The organism is Novosphingobium sp. BL-52-GroH (assembly GCF_044813085.1).
Classification (GTDB): Bacteria; Pseudomonadota; Alphaproteobacteria; order Sphingomonadales; family Sphingomonadaceae; genus Novosphingobium.
Genome location: NZ_CP171151.1, coordinates 238,708 through 255,078, shown reverse-complemented (window position 1 = coordinate 255,078; position 16,371 = coordinate 238,708). Strand labels below are relative to the sequence as shown.

General features: G+C 60.8%; 14 protein-coding genes and 6 pseudogenes. 9 read left to right on the top strand and 11 right to left on the bottom strand.

Annotated elements, in window-relative coordinates:
• Nucleotides 1-856: 856 nt before the first annotated feature.
• Nucleotides 857-1,003, top strand: coding sequence for a transcriptional regulator domain-containing protein (locus ACFFDA_RS11315; protein ID WP_404479241.1), 147 nt, complete (start codon nt 857-859; stop codon nt 1,001-1,003).
• 60 nt (nt 1,004-1,063) lie between these two features.
• Nucleotides 1,064-1,893, top strand: a pseudogene (locus tag ACFFDA_RS11310) (IS3 family transposase); the annotation flags it as partial.
• A 214-nt stretch (nt 1,894-2,107) separates the two neighbouring features.
• Here the strand turns inward: ACFFDA_RS11310 and ACFFDA_RS11305 are convergent.
• A pseudogene (locus tag ACFFDA_RS11305) lies at nt 2,108-3,401 on the bottom strand (IS110 family transposase).
• A 154-nt stretch (nt 3,402-3,555) separates the two neighbouring features.
• Between ACFFDA_RS11305 and ACFFDA_RS11300 the strand changes: the two are divergent.
• Nucleotides 3,556-3,894 (top strand): annotated as a pseudogene (locus ACFFDA_RS11300) (integrase core domain-containing protein); the annotation flags it as partial.
• Between the two features lie 33 nt (nt 3,895-3,927).
• On the opposite strand, the pseudogene istA reads toward ACFFDA_RS11300, so the two are convergent.
• A pseudogene (gene istA, locus ACFFDA_RS11295) lies at nt 3,928-4,977 on the bottom strand (IS21 family transposase); the annotation flags it as partial.
• 209 nt (nt 4,978-5,186) lie between these two features.
• Here istA and ACFFDA_RS11290 point away from each other — a divergent pair.
• Nucleotides 5,187-5,368, top strand: a pseudogene (locus ACFFDA_RS11290) (IS110 family transposase); the annotation flags it as partial.
• A gap of 550 nt (nt 5,369-5,918) precedes the next feature.
• On the opposite strand, the gene ACFFDA_RS11285 reads toward ACFFDA_RS11290, so the two are convergent.
• Together ACFFDA_RS11285 and ACFFDA_RS11280 are read right to left on the bottom strand one after the other, a co-directional pair.
• Nucleotides 5,919-6,209, bottom strand: a complete 291-nt coding sequence (locus ACFFDA_RS11285) for a hypothetical protein (protein ID WP_404479215.1) — start codon at nt 6,207-6,209, stop codon at nt 5,919-5,921.
• Between the two features lie 91 nt (nt 6,210-6,300).
• Nucleotides 6,301-8,085: a chloride channel protein gene (locus ACFFDA_RS11280; RefSeq protein WP_404479214.1), complete on the bottom strand. Its 1,785-nt coding sequence runs from the start codon at nt 8,083-8,085 to the stop codon at nt 6,301-6,303.
• 73 nt (nt 8,086-8,158) lie between these two features.
• On the opposite strand from ACFFDA_RS11280, the gene ACFFDA_RS11275 reads away from it, so the two are divergent.
• Nucleotides 8,159-8,572, top strand: coding sequence for a MarR family winged helix-turn-helix transcriptional regulator (locus ACFFDA_RS11275; RefSeq protein WP_404478934.1), 414 nt, complete (start codon nt 8,159-8,161; stop codon nt 8,570-8,572).
• Nucleotides 8,573-8,832: 260 nt separating this feature from the next.
• Here ACFFDA_RS11275 and hmpA read toward each other — a convergent pair whose 3' ends face one another.
• The 3 genes from hmpA to ACFFDA_RS11260 are packed head-to-tail and all read right to left on the bottom strand — an operon-like array spanning nt 8,833 to nt 10,802.
• A complete protein-coding gene (hmpA, locus tag ACFFDA_RS11270; protein ID WP_404479213.1) occupies nt 8,833-10,044 on the bottom strand; it encodes an NO-inducible flavohemoprotein in 1,212 nt (403 codons plus the stop codon).
• A gap of 45 nt (nt 10,045-10,089) precedes the next feature.
• Nucleotides 10,090-10,365: a DUF1971 domain-containing protein gene (locus tag ACFFDA_RS11265; protein ID WP_404479212.1), complete on the bottom strand. Its 276-nt coding sequence runs from the start codon at nt 10,363-10,365 to the stop codon at nt 10,090-10,092.
• The gene (locus ACFFDA_RS11260) at nt 10,362-10,802 is read right to left on the bottom strand and encodes a group III truncated hemoglobin (RefSeq protein ID WP_404479211.1); all 441 of its coding nucleotides are present in this window, start codon (nt 10,800-10,802) and stop codon (nt 10,362-10,364) included. Before ACFFDA_RS11260 ends, ACFFDA_RS11265 begins: the two co-directional genes overlap by 4 nt.
• 109 nt (nt 10,803-10,911) lie before the next feature.
• Here ACFFDA_RS11260 and ACFFDA_RS11255 point away from each other — a divergent pair, with 109 nt between their 5' ends.
• The 3 genes from ACFFDA_RS11255 (at nt 10,912) to ACFFDA_RS11245 (ending at nt 12,530) form a co-directional block, all read left to right on the top strand.
• Nucleotides 10,912-11,361, top strand: coding sequence for an Rrf2 family transcriptional regulator (locus ACFFDA_RS11255; RefSeq protein ID WP_404479210.1), 450 nt, complete (start codon nt 10,912-10,914; stop codon nt 11,359-11,361).
• 490 nt (nt 11,362-11,851) lie between these two features.
• Nucleotides 11,852-12,127, top strand: a complete 276-nt coding sequence (locus tag ACFFDA_RS11250; protein ID WP_404479209.1) for a hypothetical protein — start codon at nt 11,852-11,854, stop codon at nt 12,125-12,127.
• Between the two features lie 97 nt (nt 12,128-12,224).
• Complete coding sequence (locus ACFFDA_RS11245) at nt 12,225-12,530, top strand: hypothetical protein (protein ID WP_404479208.1); 306 nt, start codon at nt 12,225-12,227, stop codon at nt 12,528-12,530.
• A 295-nt stretch (nt 12,531-12,825) separates the two neighbouring features.
• On the opposite strand, the gene ACFFDA_RS11240 is transcribed toward ACFFDA_RS11245, so the two are convergent.
• The 4 genes and pseudogenes from ACFFDA_RS11240 to ACFFDA_RS11225 all read right to left on the bottom strand — a co-directional run.
• Nucleotides 12,826-13,143, bottom strand: coding sequence for an SDR family oxidoreductase (locus tag ACFFDA_RS11240; RefSeq protein WP_404479207.1), 318 nt, complete (start codon nt 13,141-13,143; stop codon nt 12,826-12,828).
• Between the two features lie 26 nt (nt 13,144-13,169).
• Nucleotides 13,170-13,388: an SDR family NAD(P)-dependent oxidoreductase gene (locus ACFFDA_RS11235; protein ID WP_404479240.1), complete on the bottom strand. Its 219-nt coding sequence runs from the start codon at nt 13,386-13,388 to the stop codon at nt 13,170-13,172.
• Between the two features lie 175 nt (nt 13,389-13,563).
• Nucleotides 13,564-14,735 (bottom strand): IS3 family transposase gene (locus ACFFDA_RS11230; protein ID WP_404478809.1). Its coding sequence is split into 2 segments (ribosomal slippage): nt 13,564-14,471 and nt 14,471-14,735, totalling 1,173 coding nucleotides; the frame shifts between segments, so codons are not numbered across the junction.
• A 71-nt stretch (nt 14,736-14,806) separates the two neighbouring features.
• Nucleotides 14,807-14,938 (bottom strand): annotated as a pseudogene (locus tag ACFFDA_RS11225) (NAD(P)-dependent oxidoreductase); the annotation flags it as partial.
• A gap of 970 nt (nt 14,939-15,908) precedes the next feature.
• On the opposite strand from ACFFDA_RS11225, the gene ACFFDA_RS11220 reads away from it, so the two are divergent.
• Nucleotides 15,909-16,142 carry a DNA recombinase gene (locus ACFFDA_RS11220; RefSeq protein WP_404479206.1) on the top strand — a complete coding sequence of 78 codons (234 nt, stop codon included), beginning with the start codon at nt 15,909-15,911 and terminating at the stop codon, nt 16,140-16,142.
• Nucleotides 16,143-16,371: the final 229 nt, after the last annotated feature.

Sequence of the window (16,371 nt, the reverse complement as noted above, 5' to 3'; positions counted from 1 at the left end):
CGGGAAATCTGAGCCGAGCCCCATGGTGTCACCTGTCGTTCGCACCAGTATCGCACCTCCATCCGCCCGTCTGCGATCGAGCGGTCTTCTGCGGGTTTACCAGCGGAACCAATCCCTTGCCGGGACCGGTCACTACTGCGCACAGCCGTCCATAGATCCTGATGGGTCCGTTTGTCACGCCGTCAGCGCTAGAAGCGCGATGCTCGCCGTGTATGCAGGTGTTCTCGCCGGCCAGGGGATAGCGTGCCCGGCAATCCGCGGAGCGGGATTAGCCTCCGTGTGGTGTGGCGGGGCCGAACGTGGCCCTTGCGATGCGATGTTCGGCGGTACGATGGGAATGCCGGCCTGAATTTTCTTACAGGTCCGGCGTCTCCCGGCGACCAGTCCGTCACAGTATGCATGCCGGTGGTTATTGGTGTCGCCTCGCGGGTGCCGGCGGCCAGAATCGGCGGTCTCGGCGCGCTTGACCGCTGCGCTTGCGGCGCGGCGATCCCGCCTTGTCCGCGGGTCCGGTGCTGGCTTTGCAGCCCGCTGCGCCGCCACCCCAAGGCGCGCCTGGCCGTTCCCCAGGGCCTTCATGCGGCCCGTCAAAAAACTGCCCCTTGATCTTCGGGGGGTGACAGCCGCGGGCGATAGCCGCGATCTTTGCGGGAAGCGATGTCACCGCCCGCGCGGGGCGGCGGGCGTCGCCGGTCGCATGCCGATCGGCTGTCCTTGGCGAAAGGAGGTACATGCGCAGGGCTGGTGAGCGCGCCGTGGACACGGCAGGTCCACAAATAGCCCAAGCGTCGACACGGCGCTTGCGCCGGACTGATCGCGACATTCATCGGTGTATGCTGCCTTTTTCCCGGTCGTGATGGTCGGTTCGCTTGCCCATCGGCTTGATGCCTTGTCGCGCCGGGGACGCGGGGGGCTCGCGTGGGAGGTGCTCCGGCGCGACCCGGCTTACCGCACCGCATGGAAGGTGGCCGACGCCGGCAGGGCCAGTGGTGACGATCGGTGATCTGCCCCCTTCTGAGTGGCCCATCGACTATCGTAGTCTGGACCACGAAGGAGGAATGGAATGGCTCGGAAGCACAAGCCCGAGGAGATCATCGGCAAGCTGCGTGAGGCGGAGATCGTGTTGGCGCAGGGCGGGACGATGGCCGACGCCTGCCGGCGGATCGGCGTCACCGAACAGAGCTATTACCGCTGGCGCAAGGAGTACGGCGGGCTGAAGATGGATCAGGCACGGCGGATGAAGGATCTCGAGCGAGAGAACGCCCGACTGCGGCAGGCGGTGTCGGATCTGACGCTCGATAAAATGATTCTGCAGGAGGCGGCGCGGGGAAACTATTGAGCCCCGCCAGACGCCGACGCTGTGTCGATCACATCCGAGGGATCATGGCTGTCTCCGAGCGGCGGGTGTGCCGTGTGCTCGGGCAGCATCGATCGACGCAGCGCAAGGCGCCACGCGGGGCGGACGACGAAGCCGCACTGACGGAGGACATCATCGCTCTCGCCCGGCAATATGGCCGTTACGGCTATCGCCGGGTGACCGCCCTGCTGCGCGATGCGGGGTGGCATGTGAACCGTAAGCGGGTCGAGCGCATCTGGCGCCGCGAGGGGCTCAAGGTGCCGCAAAAGCAGCCAAAGCGCGGAAGGCTCTGGCTCCATGACGGATCGTGCATCCGGCTGCGGCCCGAATATCCGGGGCACGTGTGGTCCTACGACTTCGTCGAGGGCCGCACGCATGATGGTCGCAAGTTCCGCATCTTGTCGATCATCGACGAGGCCAGTCGGGAGTGCCTGGCCTTGCCGGTCGCGCGACGGCTCAGGAGCGAGGATGTGCTGGCGGCGCTGGCCGATCTGTTCGTCACGCGTGGGCCGCCTGCGCATATACGGTCGGACAACGTCCTGGGTAGGGAAGCAACGGCGAGATTTGGCCAGCAGGTCTCTATGCGCCGACAATGATCGGCACGGCATGCATTCTGAGCCAGATGGCTTCCACCGTCAACGGGATCGCTCTCTGCCATAGCAAACACAGGATCCAGCGGCGCCGAAGCCACCGTGGTCCTCACCGTCCTTAGAATGAGATACGCACCCAGGTGGAAGGCCCGAACATTATCTACAGGGTCGCTTTCGCGCCCTCACGGCACTTGCAGAGAGGGGTCCTTCCACCTGGCACCCGGCCGTTCGACGAACGGCCGGTACTCTGTCCCCGTCTTGACGACGGCGTGAGCCACGCGCGCCATCTTGGCGGTGAGCGCCGTCATCGCCTTGCGGCGGCGATCGGCATCGTCCGCGTGCCCGGCAGTGTATCGTCCGAGCTTGTCGCGGAAGCTGTTGTCGCGCTGACGCGCGGCGACCTGAGCTGCCATCCAGAATGTACGACGCAATCGCGCATTGCCGTACTTGGATAGCTTCGTGCGACCGCGAAACGTGCCGGACTGGCAAGTTGCAAGATCGAGGCCGCAGAACTTGAGGAACTGGCGATGATGGTTGAAGCGGCGAAGGTCGCCTGCCTCAGCCAGGATCGTCAGGGCGTTGATCGGACCGATGCCAGGAATATTGCGCAGCAGCCGGTAATCCACATGCTCGGCAAGCCGGGCATGGGCGAGCCGTTCGATCTCGTCGCGCTGGTGTATGAGGCTGCGACCTTGCGCGATGACCATGCGAAACATGGTGATCGCGATCGAGTCCTCGGGCACCGGCAACGCCGCAGAACTGCGGGCGGTCTCATACACATCGTTGATCAAACGGGCTTTGGAGACCTTGCGCCCGATCAGAGGCCATACCGCGGCAGAGAATTCTTCCCGATCAAGCGAGGTGATGCTGGCTGGGGTCGGGAACCGTTCGATCATCGCCAGGAACCAATCCGACCGACTGTTGCCGGCGAAGCGCGCCATCTCGGGAAAATACAGGGGGAGGTAATGGGTCAAGATGCGATGCCAGGTTTGCGTCTTCATTCTGGAGACGACCTCGTGGGTCTTGGACAGCTCTTGAAGGTCGTTGATCCCAGCGGCGAGCGGATCGACGTAGCGCTGTGTGGCGCCGATCCGCAGCATGTGGAGGATCACCTGCGCGTCCTTGGAATCGTTCTTGTCCCAGCCATTATGGAGCGCTTCGCGGGTTCGAGCGAGCGCGACTGATGAGATGAGGCGCAGTTCGAACCCCGCGGTCAGCAGTCTGTGCGCCAGCGTGCGATGGTAATTTCCAGTCGCTTCAAATCCAACGACGATAGGACGACCGATGGCGGCGAGCTGTTCGGCAAAGCCGTCGTAGTCCTCCTTGGTCGCCATAACGGTCATACGTCGGCGCCGCCCGCCTTCCGGTCGCTCGATGAGAACCTCCTGCCGGTTCTTGGACATATCGATGGCTACCAGCACGGCATCGGCAGGCGTAGGGATGAGCTTGGTCATGGTCGGTTGGCCTCCAAAGTGTTGTCTCGACAACTTCACTTTAGACACATGCTGGCCGGCCATGGCTTGCCCTGATGAAGCCGGCGGCCGCTTCGCGACCTTGTCTTCATCAGGGCCATAGCGGCTCCCGATCCGGCGTTTCCCAATGTGCTACGGCACCGAATTTATCGCCAATGCCGTGCAAGAATGGCTGGGCAGGATCGGTGTGAAGACGCTCTACATCACCCCCGGCAGCCCGTGGGAAAATGGCTACTGCGAGTCCTTCAACGGCTCGATGCGTGACGAGTTACTCAACGGTGAGATCTTCTACACCTTGGCCGAGGCTAAGATCCTGATCGAGGCTTGGCGGCGGCACTACAACACCGTCAGGCCGCACAGCTCGCTGGGCTACCGGCCGCCGGCCCCGGAAGCAGCGACGCCGCCATGGCCGCCCTCCGGCTCCGCTTCGCTCCACCTGCGGCCGGCCATGGCGCCGGAGGCAATCTTACACTAACAAATAACCCGGACCACTCGGTGGGGGCCGATCACCGCCGATGAAGAGGTCGAGGCGGTCATCATAAAGGCGAGCCCGCAAACGGTGCCCGATCAGGCGGGATGGGACCGTGTAGAACACCTTGCGCAACGTGAAGCCGCCCGAGGATGTGATCGTCACGAGGATCTCCTCGTAATCGGTGGTGCGCACGTCCGGCAGCGGCTGCAGGAACTTGCGTTCGGCATCGATCCCGGGGCCGTGCCGCCGGTTGCGCGCATTTACGACCTCATCGATGAAGCGGCGATAGTCGGCAAGGTCGGAGAAGTCGGCGCTCCCGCGCAGCAGCAGCGCATCCCTTATGGCAGCCTTGATATGGCCATGGGCACTCTCGATCGCGCCGTTCTCATGAGCAACGCCCCGGTTGTTCCTCGTGGGCTCCATTCCATAATGGTCACAGAGCGCGTCATAACGCTTGGTCAGGTCGATCCTGGCATCCGCGTCCAGATTGCGGAAGGCGGCCGAGAGGCTGTCGGTACGATGAAGCTTCGGCGCGCCGCCTGCGGACCAGAGCGCGTTCTGCAGCCCTTCGGCCAATGCGACGAAGCTCTCGCCGCCCAAGATGATGTGCCCGTGTTCGAAGCCGCCACATGGAAGCCGGAAGTGATAGAGCAGGTGGTCCAGGGGCTGTCCGGCGATGGAAACTCCCAGATCGTCCATGCACGTAAAATCGGACAGGCCGAGCCGCCCGGCCTCGTGCACTTGCCGGAAAATGACTTCGCGATCTTGCCCGTTCAGGGCGCGCCAGTCGCGAATGCGCCTCTCCAGGGTTCGCCGGGAGCCGAACTCCGTCTCAGGATATCGGCGCCGCAGCTCCTCGAAGATCGCTACGGGCCGAAGGCCCGGGGCAGCCTCTAACATCGGCACGACAACTTCATCGAAAATACCGGCAAGGGGATCGGGTCGGCGCCGGCTGCGCGGTGTTGACCGCTGTGATGGCAGCCGGGTGTCCTGCAAAACCCGATAGCCCGTCGCCGGACTGAACCCGGCCTTCGCCGCCGCCAGCGCGACGGGGTCATAACGTCTGTTGGTCATGAAAAGTCTCACTTGATGATCGTTGATGTGTCGGCCGGCCACACGCCAGGTCCTCCTCCCCGGAAAACCCTATGCATAGCGGCCACCACGACCATCACAGGCACCCGGCAAAGAGTGCCTCCAGTGTGTCGGGACCGGCTACGGGCTACGCCCTACGCCGATCCCGACACACTGGATTCTCATCTTGATTGTCGCGCTTTCTCATTCAGATCGCCGCGCAACAGACTGGGAACAGCGCCGCCGTAGAGCGACTCATGCGACCGTACGTCAAGCGTGTCGTCGTCGCGAATCCCAGGCTCGTTCGCGCTATCGCCTACGCGCGCGTTAAAACCGACAAGATCGACGCCAAACCTTGGCAAAGCTCCATGCGGCGGGCTTCATACCGGAGGTCTGGGTGGCTGACGGAATACACATATGCGCGGCCATCGTTCACGGCGATGAAGCTGCGCAAGGTTGAGCTGATGGCGGGAGCTCCTCGGGCGTACGGCAAGGCGGGTTCGGCTCGGGACTACTGGATCAAGAAGATCAGGGACCTGGAAGCCGGATACGTCGTGAGCGCTGAGCACGCCTACGAGCGGATGGTAGCAGCTTGGAAGCAGCAGCCGGGAAAATCTGCGCCCGGATGACGCTTGGGGCTTCTCTACACCATCCGTCGAGAGACATATCCGGCCATCGGCGAGGAAGGTGGGTACGCATGCGATAGCCGTCTTCGGGGAGCAAACATGTGAAGCGTGAAGGAAGTGACTGGTGAGGCGGCAATACGGTCTATAACGTTCTGAGGCACGCGCTGATCGTTTGTCTGACCTGCAGGCGTCGTTGAGCAGGGTCGTCGATTCCGGGGAATGCTTCTTGCCGAATGCGCCGGACCAGAGAGCGGAGCGCCGCCCTATCTGGTCGCCGTTGTGCGCCGATGGCGGCAAGAAGCGCAGGATAAAACCAGCAGCGCAGGGTCATTACTTGCCATCCCGTTCAAGCGTGTCCGGACCCAGATTTTTATTTCGGGCCGTGAGCCACAAAAAGAGTGCGCCGAACAGCCCATATGCCGCGCACAGCCTGACAAAACCGCTGTGGGTCAGGCCGCTCAGCGAAACGATTGCCACTAGCCCGAGAACCAGAAACGCAGCCCAATTGCTGTGGTGCAAGCGATTCGCCACACCTGACGCAAGCCAGCACATCAAGGCGACAGCCAGAAGGCTGCCGAAAACGGCACCAATGGCCTCAACCATTCCGGCAATCACGAACATGGGTCGTCCTTTCCAGCCTGACCCCGCTTAACCTGCCATCCGGCAGCATCCTGCCCCCCCAAACATTTTATATCGTTTCGCGATATAAATATCAAGTGCCAGCTGTCTTCCTGGTTCCGCCGACATGCCGGGTCCGCTGCGTTTCCTCGACTCGAATCCTGTGTCGTGCCTTGAGCAAATCTTGGCGCGAGAGAATGCCGACAACCTTACGACTATCGGGATCAACGATTGGGATGCGTCCGATGCCGGATTGAACGATGAGGTCTGCCACAATGCCGCTGGGGCTGTCGGGAAAGGCGGTAGGCTGTGACGCATCCGAGAGGCTTTCGGCAAGGAACGTCTCCTGATCACAACCCTCCACTTCCCATCGCAATACGTCGCTGCGTGAGACAAGGCCGACCAAGCGCCCGCTCTTATCGATGACGGGATAGCTGCGATGGCGAGCTTCCTTCTCGAAGAACTGGATGACCTCGCGTATCGGCATATCGCCAGCAAGCGTCTCCGGTTCGGCGGTCATCAAATCCCTCACCTGCAACAGATCCAATGCATCGACGCTATATTCCTGGAGGATATGCCGCCCACGCCGCGCGATCTTCTCCGTCAGGATCGAACGCCGCATCAACAGGACGCTGATCGCGTAGGCGGAGACGGCGGCCGCGATACAGAACGGCAGCGCAGCGAACTGCCCCGTCAGCTCGGCCGCAAACAACGCGCCGGTTATAGGCGCGCGCATTGCGCCGCTCATGATGCCAGCCATGCCTATCATGGCCCAAAAACCCGGGTCTCCGGGCAGGAACTGTCCTATGAGGCAACCCAGCGCCCCGCCCAGGATCAAAAGCGGTGCTAGCACGCCGCCTGACGTTCCTGACCCCAACGCGATCAGCCAAACGAGCCCCTTCACCACCAGAAGCATGATGATGGCGCGCATTCCCAGGCTATCGCCCAGCAAGGCATGGATATTGCCGTAGCCTGCGCCTAGCACTTGAGGCTCGACCAGGCCGCCTAGCCCGACCGCGATCGAACCCAATGCAGGCCACCACATCCAATGCAGTGGCAGATGATGAAACCCGTCCTCGATCCAATAGAGCGCCTTTGAAAGCAAGGTTGCTTGCAAGCCAAGGAGCAGGCCGATACCCAATGCATAGGCCAGCGACCCCGATCCGGTTGGAAGCACGAGATGGGCCGCGAACATCGGACCATCGCCAATGAGCAGCGGTCGCCATGTGAAGGAGACGAGGACCGCAAGGACGACCGGTACGAAGCTGCGCGGCTTCCACTCGAACAACAGCACCTCGATCGCCAGCAATATGGCGGCGAGAGGTGTGCCGAATATCGCTGTCATGCCTGCCGCCGCGCCGGCAACGAGCAATGTCTTGCGCTCTGCTGCGCTCAGGTGGAAGCATTGCGCAAATAGCGAACCAATTGCGCCCCCCGTCATGATGATCGGACCTTCAGCGCCGAAGGGCCCGCCGCTCCCGATGGAAATCGCGGACGAAACGGGTTTGAGAATTGCCACCTTCATCGACAGTCGGCTTTCACCGAATAATATCGTCTCGATCGCTTCGGGTATCCCGTGTCCGCGAATCTTTTCCGAGCCGAAGCGGGCCATCAGTCCGACAATCACGCTGCCAATCATGGGGATGACAAGGACAGCCATCCCGAGGGCATTGTCCGCCATGTCAACTTCCGCGAACGACAGGCGGCCGAACCAGAACAGGTTCGTCGCCAGCGCGATCAGCTTCAGGAGCACCCATGCACTTGCTGCGCCACCACTCCCAACGAACAGCGCCATGGCGGCCAACATGATCATGCGCAGATCCGCGCTATGGTCGCCCAGCCTGACAGCCTCGGCAGAACAGGAGGCTTCCCGAATCATACAAAATCCCTCTTTGAAGAATTAGCCTGGGGCAGCTATATCGCATTGCGATATATTTCAACACGGAGGTGCTATGGAAACGAAAGAAGCAGAGTTGGATGATGCCGATTATGCCGCGCTTGCGGATTTGCGGTTTGCCTTGCGGAAATTTCAGGCTTTCAGCGACGAACGGGCAACGCAAGAGGGCCTGACGCCCCAACAGCATCAGGCCCTTCTGGCGCTACGCGCTGCCCCCATTGATGATGCTACAGTCGGATTCGTTGCACGGCGCTTGCTGTTGAAGCCGCATAGCGCAACGGGCTTGATTGATCGGTTAGAGAAGCAGGGATACGTAACCAGACATTCGAACGACGATGACCGGCGCCGTGCCCAATTGCGGCTGACGCCCCAAGCTTCTGAGATTTTGTCGAAACTCTCGAGCGCCCACAGGGACGAAATTCGGCGGCTCGGCCCCCTGCTCACGGAAATGTTGGCCCGCTTCGTTTGAAATGTGAGATGTCAACCGAATGGCGGCGGACGTCGAGAACCCGTGCGGTCCTGTCGCCGGCCGGGGACGCTAAAGCCGAACTCGCGCGCTCAAGCGGGTCGCTTCTACCTCGGCTTGGGGCCATCATTCTTACCAGGAAGGACGTGAAACGCCCCGGATACACAATCACAATCCGGCTCGCCAAGCATCACCAAGATGGGGCGGTGACGACGGGCCGGATCTTCGAAAGTCAGTCAGCCGATGCAATCGGCAAGCTCTTTTTAAGCCGCTAAGAGTTCGTCAGCGGGCCCGAAGAACTCATAGTGGATGCGACTCGATGGAACGCCTGCGAGCGAGAGAGCGGAAACCGCGTGGCGCAAGAACGGGCGCGGACCGCAGATGTAATAGTCGGCATCGGCAACCGGTGTGTTGGATACGAGCCATGCGTCGGTGATGATCCCGGCGACGTCGTAGTCCTGCCCGGCGATCTCGCCCGCGATCGGCGTCTGGTGGAAGTCGACAACGTTGACGTTTGCGGTCTTCGCCGCCAGCGCACGGACATGATCGCGCATTGCGTGCGTGCTTCGGTCGTGCGTGCCGTGGACATAGTGAACAGGCACGTCGCTGCCGCCCGCGACCAGGGCTTCGAGCATCGCCACCATCGGCGTCAAGCCAACGCCGCCCGACAGCAGCACGATGGGGCGATCCGGGGCGCCGTCCAAAAAAAACTCGCCCGCCGGCGCCGCCACCTTGAGGATGGTGCCTGGCTTCGCGTTGTCGTGAAGCCAACCCGAGACGAGCCCGTGGGGCTCGAGCTTGACTGAGATGCGATAGCTTTCGCCGTTGGATGCCGATGAAATCGAATAATTGCGTTTGATCGACGGATGGCCGGGGATCTCGATCCAGAAGGTCAGATATTGGCCGGGCTTGTGTGTCATCACCGGCCCCCCATCGGCGGGACGCAGAACGAACGACGTGATGACGCTGCTTTCCGGGATGACCTTCTCGATCCGGAAGTCTCGCCACCCGTTCCAGCCCCCCGTAGCGTGCTGTTGGTCGTGATAGATGCGATCTTCGCGTGCGATCAGGATGTTGGCGAGGAACCAGTAGGCTTCGCCCCAAGCCGCGAGAATTTCTTCGGTTGCGGCGTCGCCGAGGACCGCCTTGATCGCGCCAAGCAGGGCGTCGGCGACATAGGGATAATGCTCGCGGAGGATCTGAAGCCCGACATGCTTCTGCGCGATGCGCTCCACCGCCGGCGCCAGTGCGCCGAGATTATCGATGTTGCTGGCATAGGCGAGGATCGCCGCAGTCAGCGCGCGGGGCTGCGAGCCGGCGTCGCCGTGGTGCGACTGGTTGAACAGGTCGCGGATTGCCGGATTCTCGAACATGCGCCCATACATTTCGCGCACGATGTCGAGGCCGTGCGCCTCGAGCGCGGGAACGGTGGCTTTGACGAGCGCGATGGTCTCGTCGCTGAGTGTCTGCGACATCAACGTCTCCTGTAGCTAAGAATTTGCGGGAGCGGGAAGGAGGGTTCAGCCATCCGGCGGCTGATCGTAGAAATCGACCTGCATCCTGACCTTGCCTAGCGGTGTTACGAAATGGGTTTGCTCGGGCTCGACGACGCCGGGATTGCCGGGGCTAAGAATCTTTTCGGAGGCGGGCTCGGCATAGGTGAGATTAAGTTCGCCCTCGATTACGCCGATAAGACCCCAGACCCCCGCTTTGGTTTGGTGGAAGCCGCGCAAGGCTGCAGGGATGCTGGTCTCGTCGAAAACAGGTGTCGAGCGGTAGGGAGTCGGCGCGGTCATGACAGTTGCCCCACCGCGCTCGCAGTCGTCTTGTGGCTTCCTGCGGCAACCGACATCGCCGGTCCGTCCAATCGGAAGAGCATCGCCAGTTGCAAGCTTTCGGCGATACGCGCCGCTTTGGCCTGCAACGCTGCTGCGGCGGCGGGCGGCATCAGGGCATTGGTCGTTTCCGTCCAAAGTGCGAGCCAACGATTGAAGAGGGCCGGAGTGATCCGGCCGCTGTGCTTCATATGCGCCGGGACTGGCTGGCCTTTGTAACGACCCGTTGTCAGCATAACCGAGGACCAGAAGGCCGCCAGTTTATTTAGGTGGTTCGGCCAATTGTCTATCGCGTCGTTAAAGATCGGCCCCAGGTCGGCATCGTCGCGGACACGAGCATAGAAGGCATGCACAAGCTGCCCCAGCTTCTCTTCATTGATCTGCGCCACTGTGTCCACGACTCAGGCTCCAATCATGTATTCGTCGTGCATCTATCGCTGTGCGTTGAAATATGCAATATAAATGCATATTATCTAAGTGAGCCATGAAGCGGGCTACCCGGAGCGTATGAAACTGACCCTGTTCACCGACTATTCGATGCGTGTGCTGCTCTATCTCGGCGCGCGCGAACAAAGGCTGTGCTCGATTGGTGAGGTTGCGAAAGCCTATGGGATCTCGCAAAACCATCTGATGAAGGTTGTCAACGAGTTGGTCCGCAGCGGCTATATCGAAAGCGTGCGCGGCCGCTTTGGTGGCATCCGGCTCGGCAAGCCGCCCAATGCGATTAACCTTGGTACGCTTGTGCGGCATACCGAAGAGGGGTTCGATTTGGTCGATTGCGGAAGCTGTGTCATCGCGCCGGCTTGCGGCTTGACCGGAGTATTAAAGGAAGCCTTGGGCGCCTTCCTTGGTGTTCTAGACAGCTACACACTTGCTGATCTGCTCGCCCGGCAACCGGGTTTTGCCGCGATGTTTCCACTCGTGTCTGAGCCGGCAGAACACAGAGCCAAAATCTGAAAACTATTGCTCCACTGCTTCGCTTCGCCGCATCACCGGATCCGTCCTGCCAATGCGTTTGTGTGCGAGGTTGCAGATTGATGTGGGAGCTTGCGCTTAGGCCCGCGGACCTCCTGACTAGAATCTGTTTCGAAAAGGCTCAACGGCATCGGCCATGCCCATCTGCGTGTTTCGCTAAGTCCCGGACAGGCATTTCAGTAAGTCCCGGACACTTTGCATGGCTGCTCGGCGAAGCCGAACAGGCGCGCTCCGGTTCTCCAGCCTCACCCTGCTCACTGCCGCCATCGTCTGCTGGAACGCCACCGCGGCCGCTGGGAGCGGCCTGCCGGTTTGGTTCCGCCGAATTCGGCGGTCTTATATAACAGGCAAGCCAATGACGCAAAATGATGGGTCACAGCGCTGCCGACAACGAACCGGACCGTTTTGAAGGTCGCGCACAAGTGAACGCATCGAGCTTGGCCTTTGGAAGATAGAGTGTTACGTTTGATTGATGACCGGATCGATCATCGAGCGAGCGGCACGAGCCCTCGCGCAGTCAGCGAGCGGGCATGATGACTGGGATTCGCTGGACCCCAAGCATCAGGCGGCGATCAAGCGTGATGTGCGCGCAGTATTCCATGCCATTCGCGAACCCACCGACGCAATGGCACTCGCGGGCGGCGAGGTAATCCGCAACATTGCCACTGCCGAAACCGCAGTGGACCATCGGGACGACGCCGCGAGCACTTGGCGCTTCATGGTCGCAGCCGCGATGGACGAGCGATGAGGCGGTCCCTGATCCGAAATTGAAGTTGGCGCCTGACCGTACCGACCGCACAACCGGCCGAAGGTATGCCCGTTATTGCCTGCTGGGAGGAACAAACGTGAAAGCAATCCACGATAGCATCAAAGGCCCGTTCACGATCGAGGAAGATATCGCGCTCTATGGTACCATCACTGGTACCGCGACCTTGCGCAGCGGTTTTCGGCTCATCCTCCACGGAACAATCGCTGGCAGCCTAACCGTGGAACGAGGATCCCGGGCAATTATCCATGGCACCGTCGCTGGACGCATCTTCAATGACGGAGGCCGCGTGGAACTTTTCGGCATGGCGGATGGTGTCGCTGATAGCTCGGCGGATGCGGTTACGGTCATCGATCCAGGCGCCAATGTCAGGGGGCGGGCATAAGTGACAATCGTCAATCTCGGATCGTAAGAACTTTTCACTCCAGGGAGCACCAAGCTCGATCGAGTAGTTGGATTCGGTCCAGCTTCTAAGGCCATGTCTTGCTTCGACGGCGATATAAATGAAGCAGAGCAAGATAATCGCGCCTGCAGTTTATTGGCCACTCTCGGTCTGAGCAGGGCAAGATCGATTCGTAAGCAAATGAGGCTCCGCTTTCCTTTCCGGATTACAACAAGTTCTGTATCGCGCGTCAAATTGGTGACACGCTGCATATCGATTGCGCGCGTACCGCTTAGATTTATCGGCGGTTACAGGATCGGCTTTCCCCTGTTACCGCAATGGTTGCTCCTGAGGTATAACTCGCCTCGTCACTGGCCAGCATCACGAATGCTGCGGCCAGTTCGCCGGTTGAGCAGGCCGCCCCAGCGGTGTGTTCTTGCCGAAGTTCTCGACTTGGTCGGGCGGCATGGTCGAAGGGATGAGGCGTCCAGACAGGCCCCGGGGCGACACAGTTTACCCGGACTCTTTTCTCTCCGAGCAACTGCGACCGGCCACCGGTGAAATTTTGAATGGCACCCTTTGTCGTGGCATAGGGCAGAAGGGTGGCGCGGGGCATGTCGGTGTTGACCTAGGTCGTGTTGACTATGGAGCTACCTTCCTTCGTGTGGGGAGGCGCCGCCTTCGCAGATAGAACATTGCGTGGATGTTGGTCGCGAGGTTGTTATCCCAATACTCGTCCGGAATTTCTTCGAGCGACTCGAATGTCATCTGGTGCGCAGCGTTATTGACAAGGATGTCGGTGGTTCCGTACGCCTCGGCGGCATTTGCGATCACGGTGCGGCAATGCTCAGCGCTGCTGATGTCGCCAGCCAGGGCAATTCCGGTACGTCCCGCCTTTTCGATCAGCGAATAGTCTTCTTCGCATCCTCATCTTCGTTCAGATAGGAAATGAAGAAATCGGCGCCTTCGCGACATTGAGGTGGTCCCGCCTTCTTGGACAGTTTGGCGGCTGAGTTAAGCTAATCCCGGTTATCGTTCATGCCGCCTGTTTGATCATCAGATCATGGGGGGCATGCCCCCCATGATCTGATTGTCCGATCCGCCGATAGGCCTCGAGTGGGGTTCTCCCGGCCAGGCTCGAGTGCGGACGCTGGGTGTTGTAATAGGTGATCCACCGGCCCAGGCCAGCCCGCAGTTCGGAGCCCGTCTCAAAGGCGTGGAGATAGACGCACTCGTACTTCAAGGATCGCCAGAGGCGTTCGATGAAGACGTTGTCCATCCACCGGCCTCGGCCATCCATGCTGATGCGGACCTCGGCGTCGCGTAGCACGCTGGTGAACGCGTGCGACGTAAATTGGCTGCCCTGATCGGTATTGAAGATCTCGGGCTTGCCGAAGCGGGTCAGGGCCTCCTCCAGCGCTGCGACACAGAAGCCGGCGTCCATGGTGTTCGACAGCCGCCAGGCCAGTACCTTGCGGGTTGCCCAGTCCATGATCGCTACCAGATACAGAAAGCCGCGCCGCATGGGGATGTAGGTCACGTCGGCACACCACACGTGGTTTGGCCGCTCGATCGCCAGCTTGCGCAGCAAGTAGGGATAGACCCGGTGCTGCGGATGGGGATCGCTGGTGCGCGGCCGCTGGTAGATCGGCGTCAGCCCCATCTTCGCCATCAGCCGCCGTGCCCGACGGCGACCGACCTCATGTCCTGCACGCCGCAGGTGCCGCGCCATCTGGCGGCTGCCGTACCAGGGGCAGTCCAGAAACGTCGCGTCGATCACCGTCATCAGCGCCAGCGTCTCGTCCGTTTCCGGCACCGGGGCGTAGTAATAAGACGAACGACTGATCCGCAGCAGGCGGCATTGCGCAGAGATCGACAAGCGGTGGTGAGCAGGTTCGATCATCGCCCGCCTCCGATCCACGCTCATCGACCGAAGGCTTTCGCTAAAAAATCCCGCTCGACGACCAGTTGCCCGATCTTCGCGTGCAGCTTCTCGAACTCGCTATCGTTGGCGGTCTTGGCCACATCGCCCGCACCGGAGAACGTGCCGGCCATCCCTTCGATGGCCTGCCGCTTCCAGGATGCGATCATCGTATGGTGCACGCCATGTTTGGCGGCTAACTCCGCCAGCGTCAGGTCACCCCGGATCGCCTCCAGCGCCACCTTCGCCTTGAAATCCGCGCTGTAGCGCTTCCTCGTCGTCTTCATTCCCGTACCAATCCGTCAGGTCGGAATTAGCTTAGCATCCTGTCCAGAAAACCGGCACCACCTCACATAGGCGCAACTGCCCGGCCTATCCCGCTGTCGCCGCCTGTGATAATGGCCTTCTTGCCTTTTAGGCGTTCTGAACCGCGATAGGTTTCCTCCCCGTGATCGGGGCGAGGGGTTATATCATCGGTCCTGCCTGGCACGGCCGGCTGCTACTCGGGAAAGGGCGGCGTCTCCGGGTTGATGGTCTGCTAATTCATGGCGCTTTCTTCCATGTTCATATCAGCCAAGCGCGGGACTCCAAGTCCTATTCCTACCATGGAGAGCTAAACAGGCGGACGGGGCTCATTTCTGCATTTTTTCTGAAGTTCAGCGGGGTAGCCCAAAGATGTTTTCAGCTTTGTAATTAGGTCGGGAGCGCTTTCTTCGGATAGGTTAGACAAAGTTAACCATCCAGAGGAGGACAGCGATGCATACGGTGGCCCAGCTTAAATGCATAACGGAAGACGATATTGCCCAGGCGTTAATTTCACTTTCCCCCGCCAGTTGGCCCCAGGACGAAACGGATCTGCTGGTTCTGTTTAATTGCCTTCTCGATATGAAGAGCGGAACCCATATCCAGGGTCTCGTTTCGCCCTCTCCACATCGATCTCCAAGAAGGCTGAGGAACTGACTAGCCGCTTATATCGAGTGATGAGCCGAAAGCAGCGCGCCGACTGGTGCTATTGAAAAATTTCCCATGTTTATCACGTTAGCCCGGCTCTGCGCCGTGGAGGCGATCGGGATCCGCCGCGAACAGCGGCTGCGGCCAACAGGGAAGAAAGCGGCACTTGGCGCCAAGGAGTTGGCGGCCACGATAGGCAAGGCAGAAGGGCTGAGCACGTGTGCCGTGTGCGACCGGGCGATCCTTGCGCTGGGCCTCGCCGCCGCGCTGCGACGGTCTGAAACTCGTCGCGCTGCAACTGGCCGACGTCCCACTGGTCGAGCAAGGGCTGACTGTCGGCATCGGTCATTCCAAGACCGATAGGAAGGTGAGGGGGCTATCATTGCGGTACTTGCGGGAAGGCCGTGAGGCCCGTCGTCCATCTTAATGCCTAGTTGCAGGTGAGGAGGGGGACGCTAGGGCCGCTGTTTATGCGGGTAGGCACGAAGAGCGAGTTCACACTTGAGGCAATGTCCGACCACTCGGCGGCGCGGCTGGTCAAGCGTTATGCTGCAAAGCAGGGTCTCGATCCCGATACGATTGCTCGGCAATCGTTGCGCGGCGGATTTTTTATCGAGGCGGCGCGCGCCCGGTTCTCGCTTGCCAAGCAGGAGGTCTCGCGGCACAAGTCACTCAAGGTCCTGCTCGGCTATGTGCGCTCGGAAGAGATTTTCTACGACCATGTGGGCGCGGAATTCCTCTGACCTATGTTGGGGCGTTATATAGAATGGGCACAGATAGACGCTAGCGTCCCCGAGCTGGCGGAAAACCTCCAAAATGAGCTTTCCAAACGACGAGAAAGGCGTAACGCACCCGGTCGGTTTGGGATCGCCAGCACCCGCATGCGGGCCATCCTTTGGTCGGTATTTGCTAAGGCCCTACGTCGGATCCCGATGTGCGCAGGCGGTAGGCCTGGGCGGAGGAAAAGCCCAG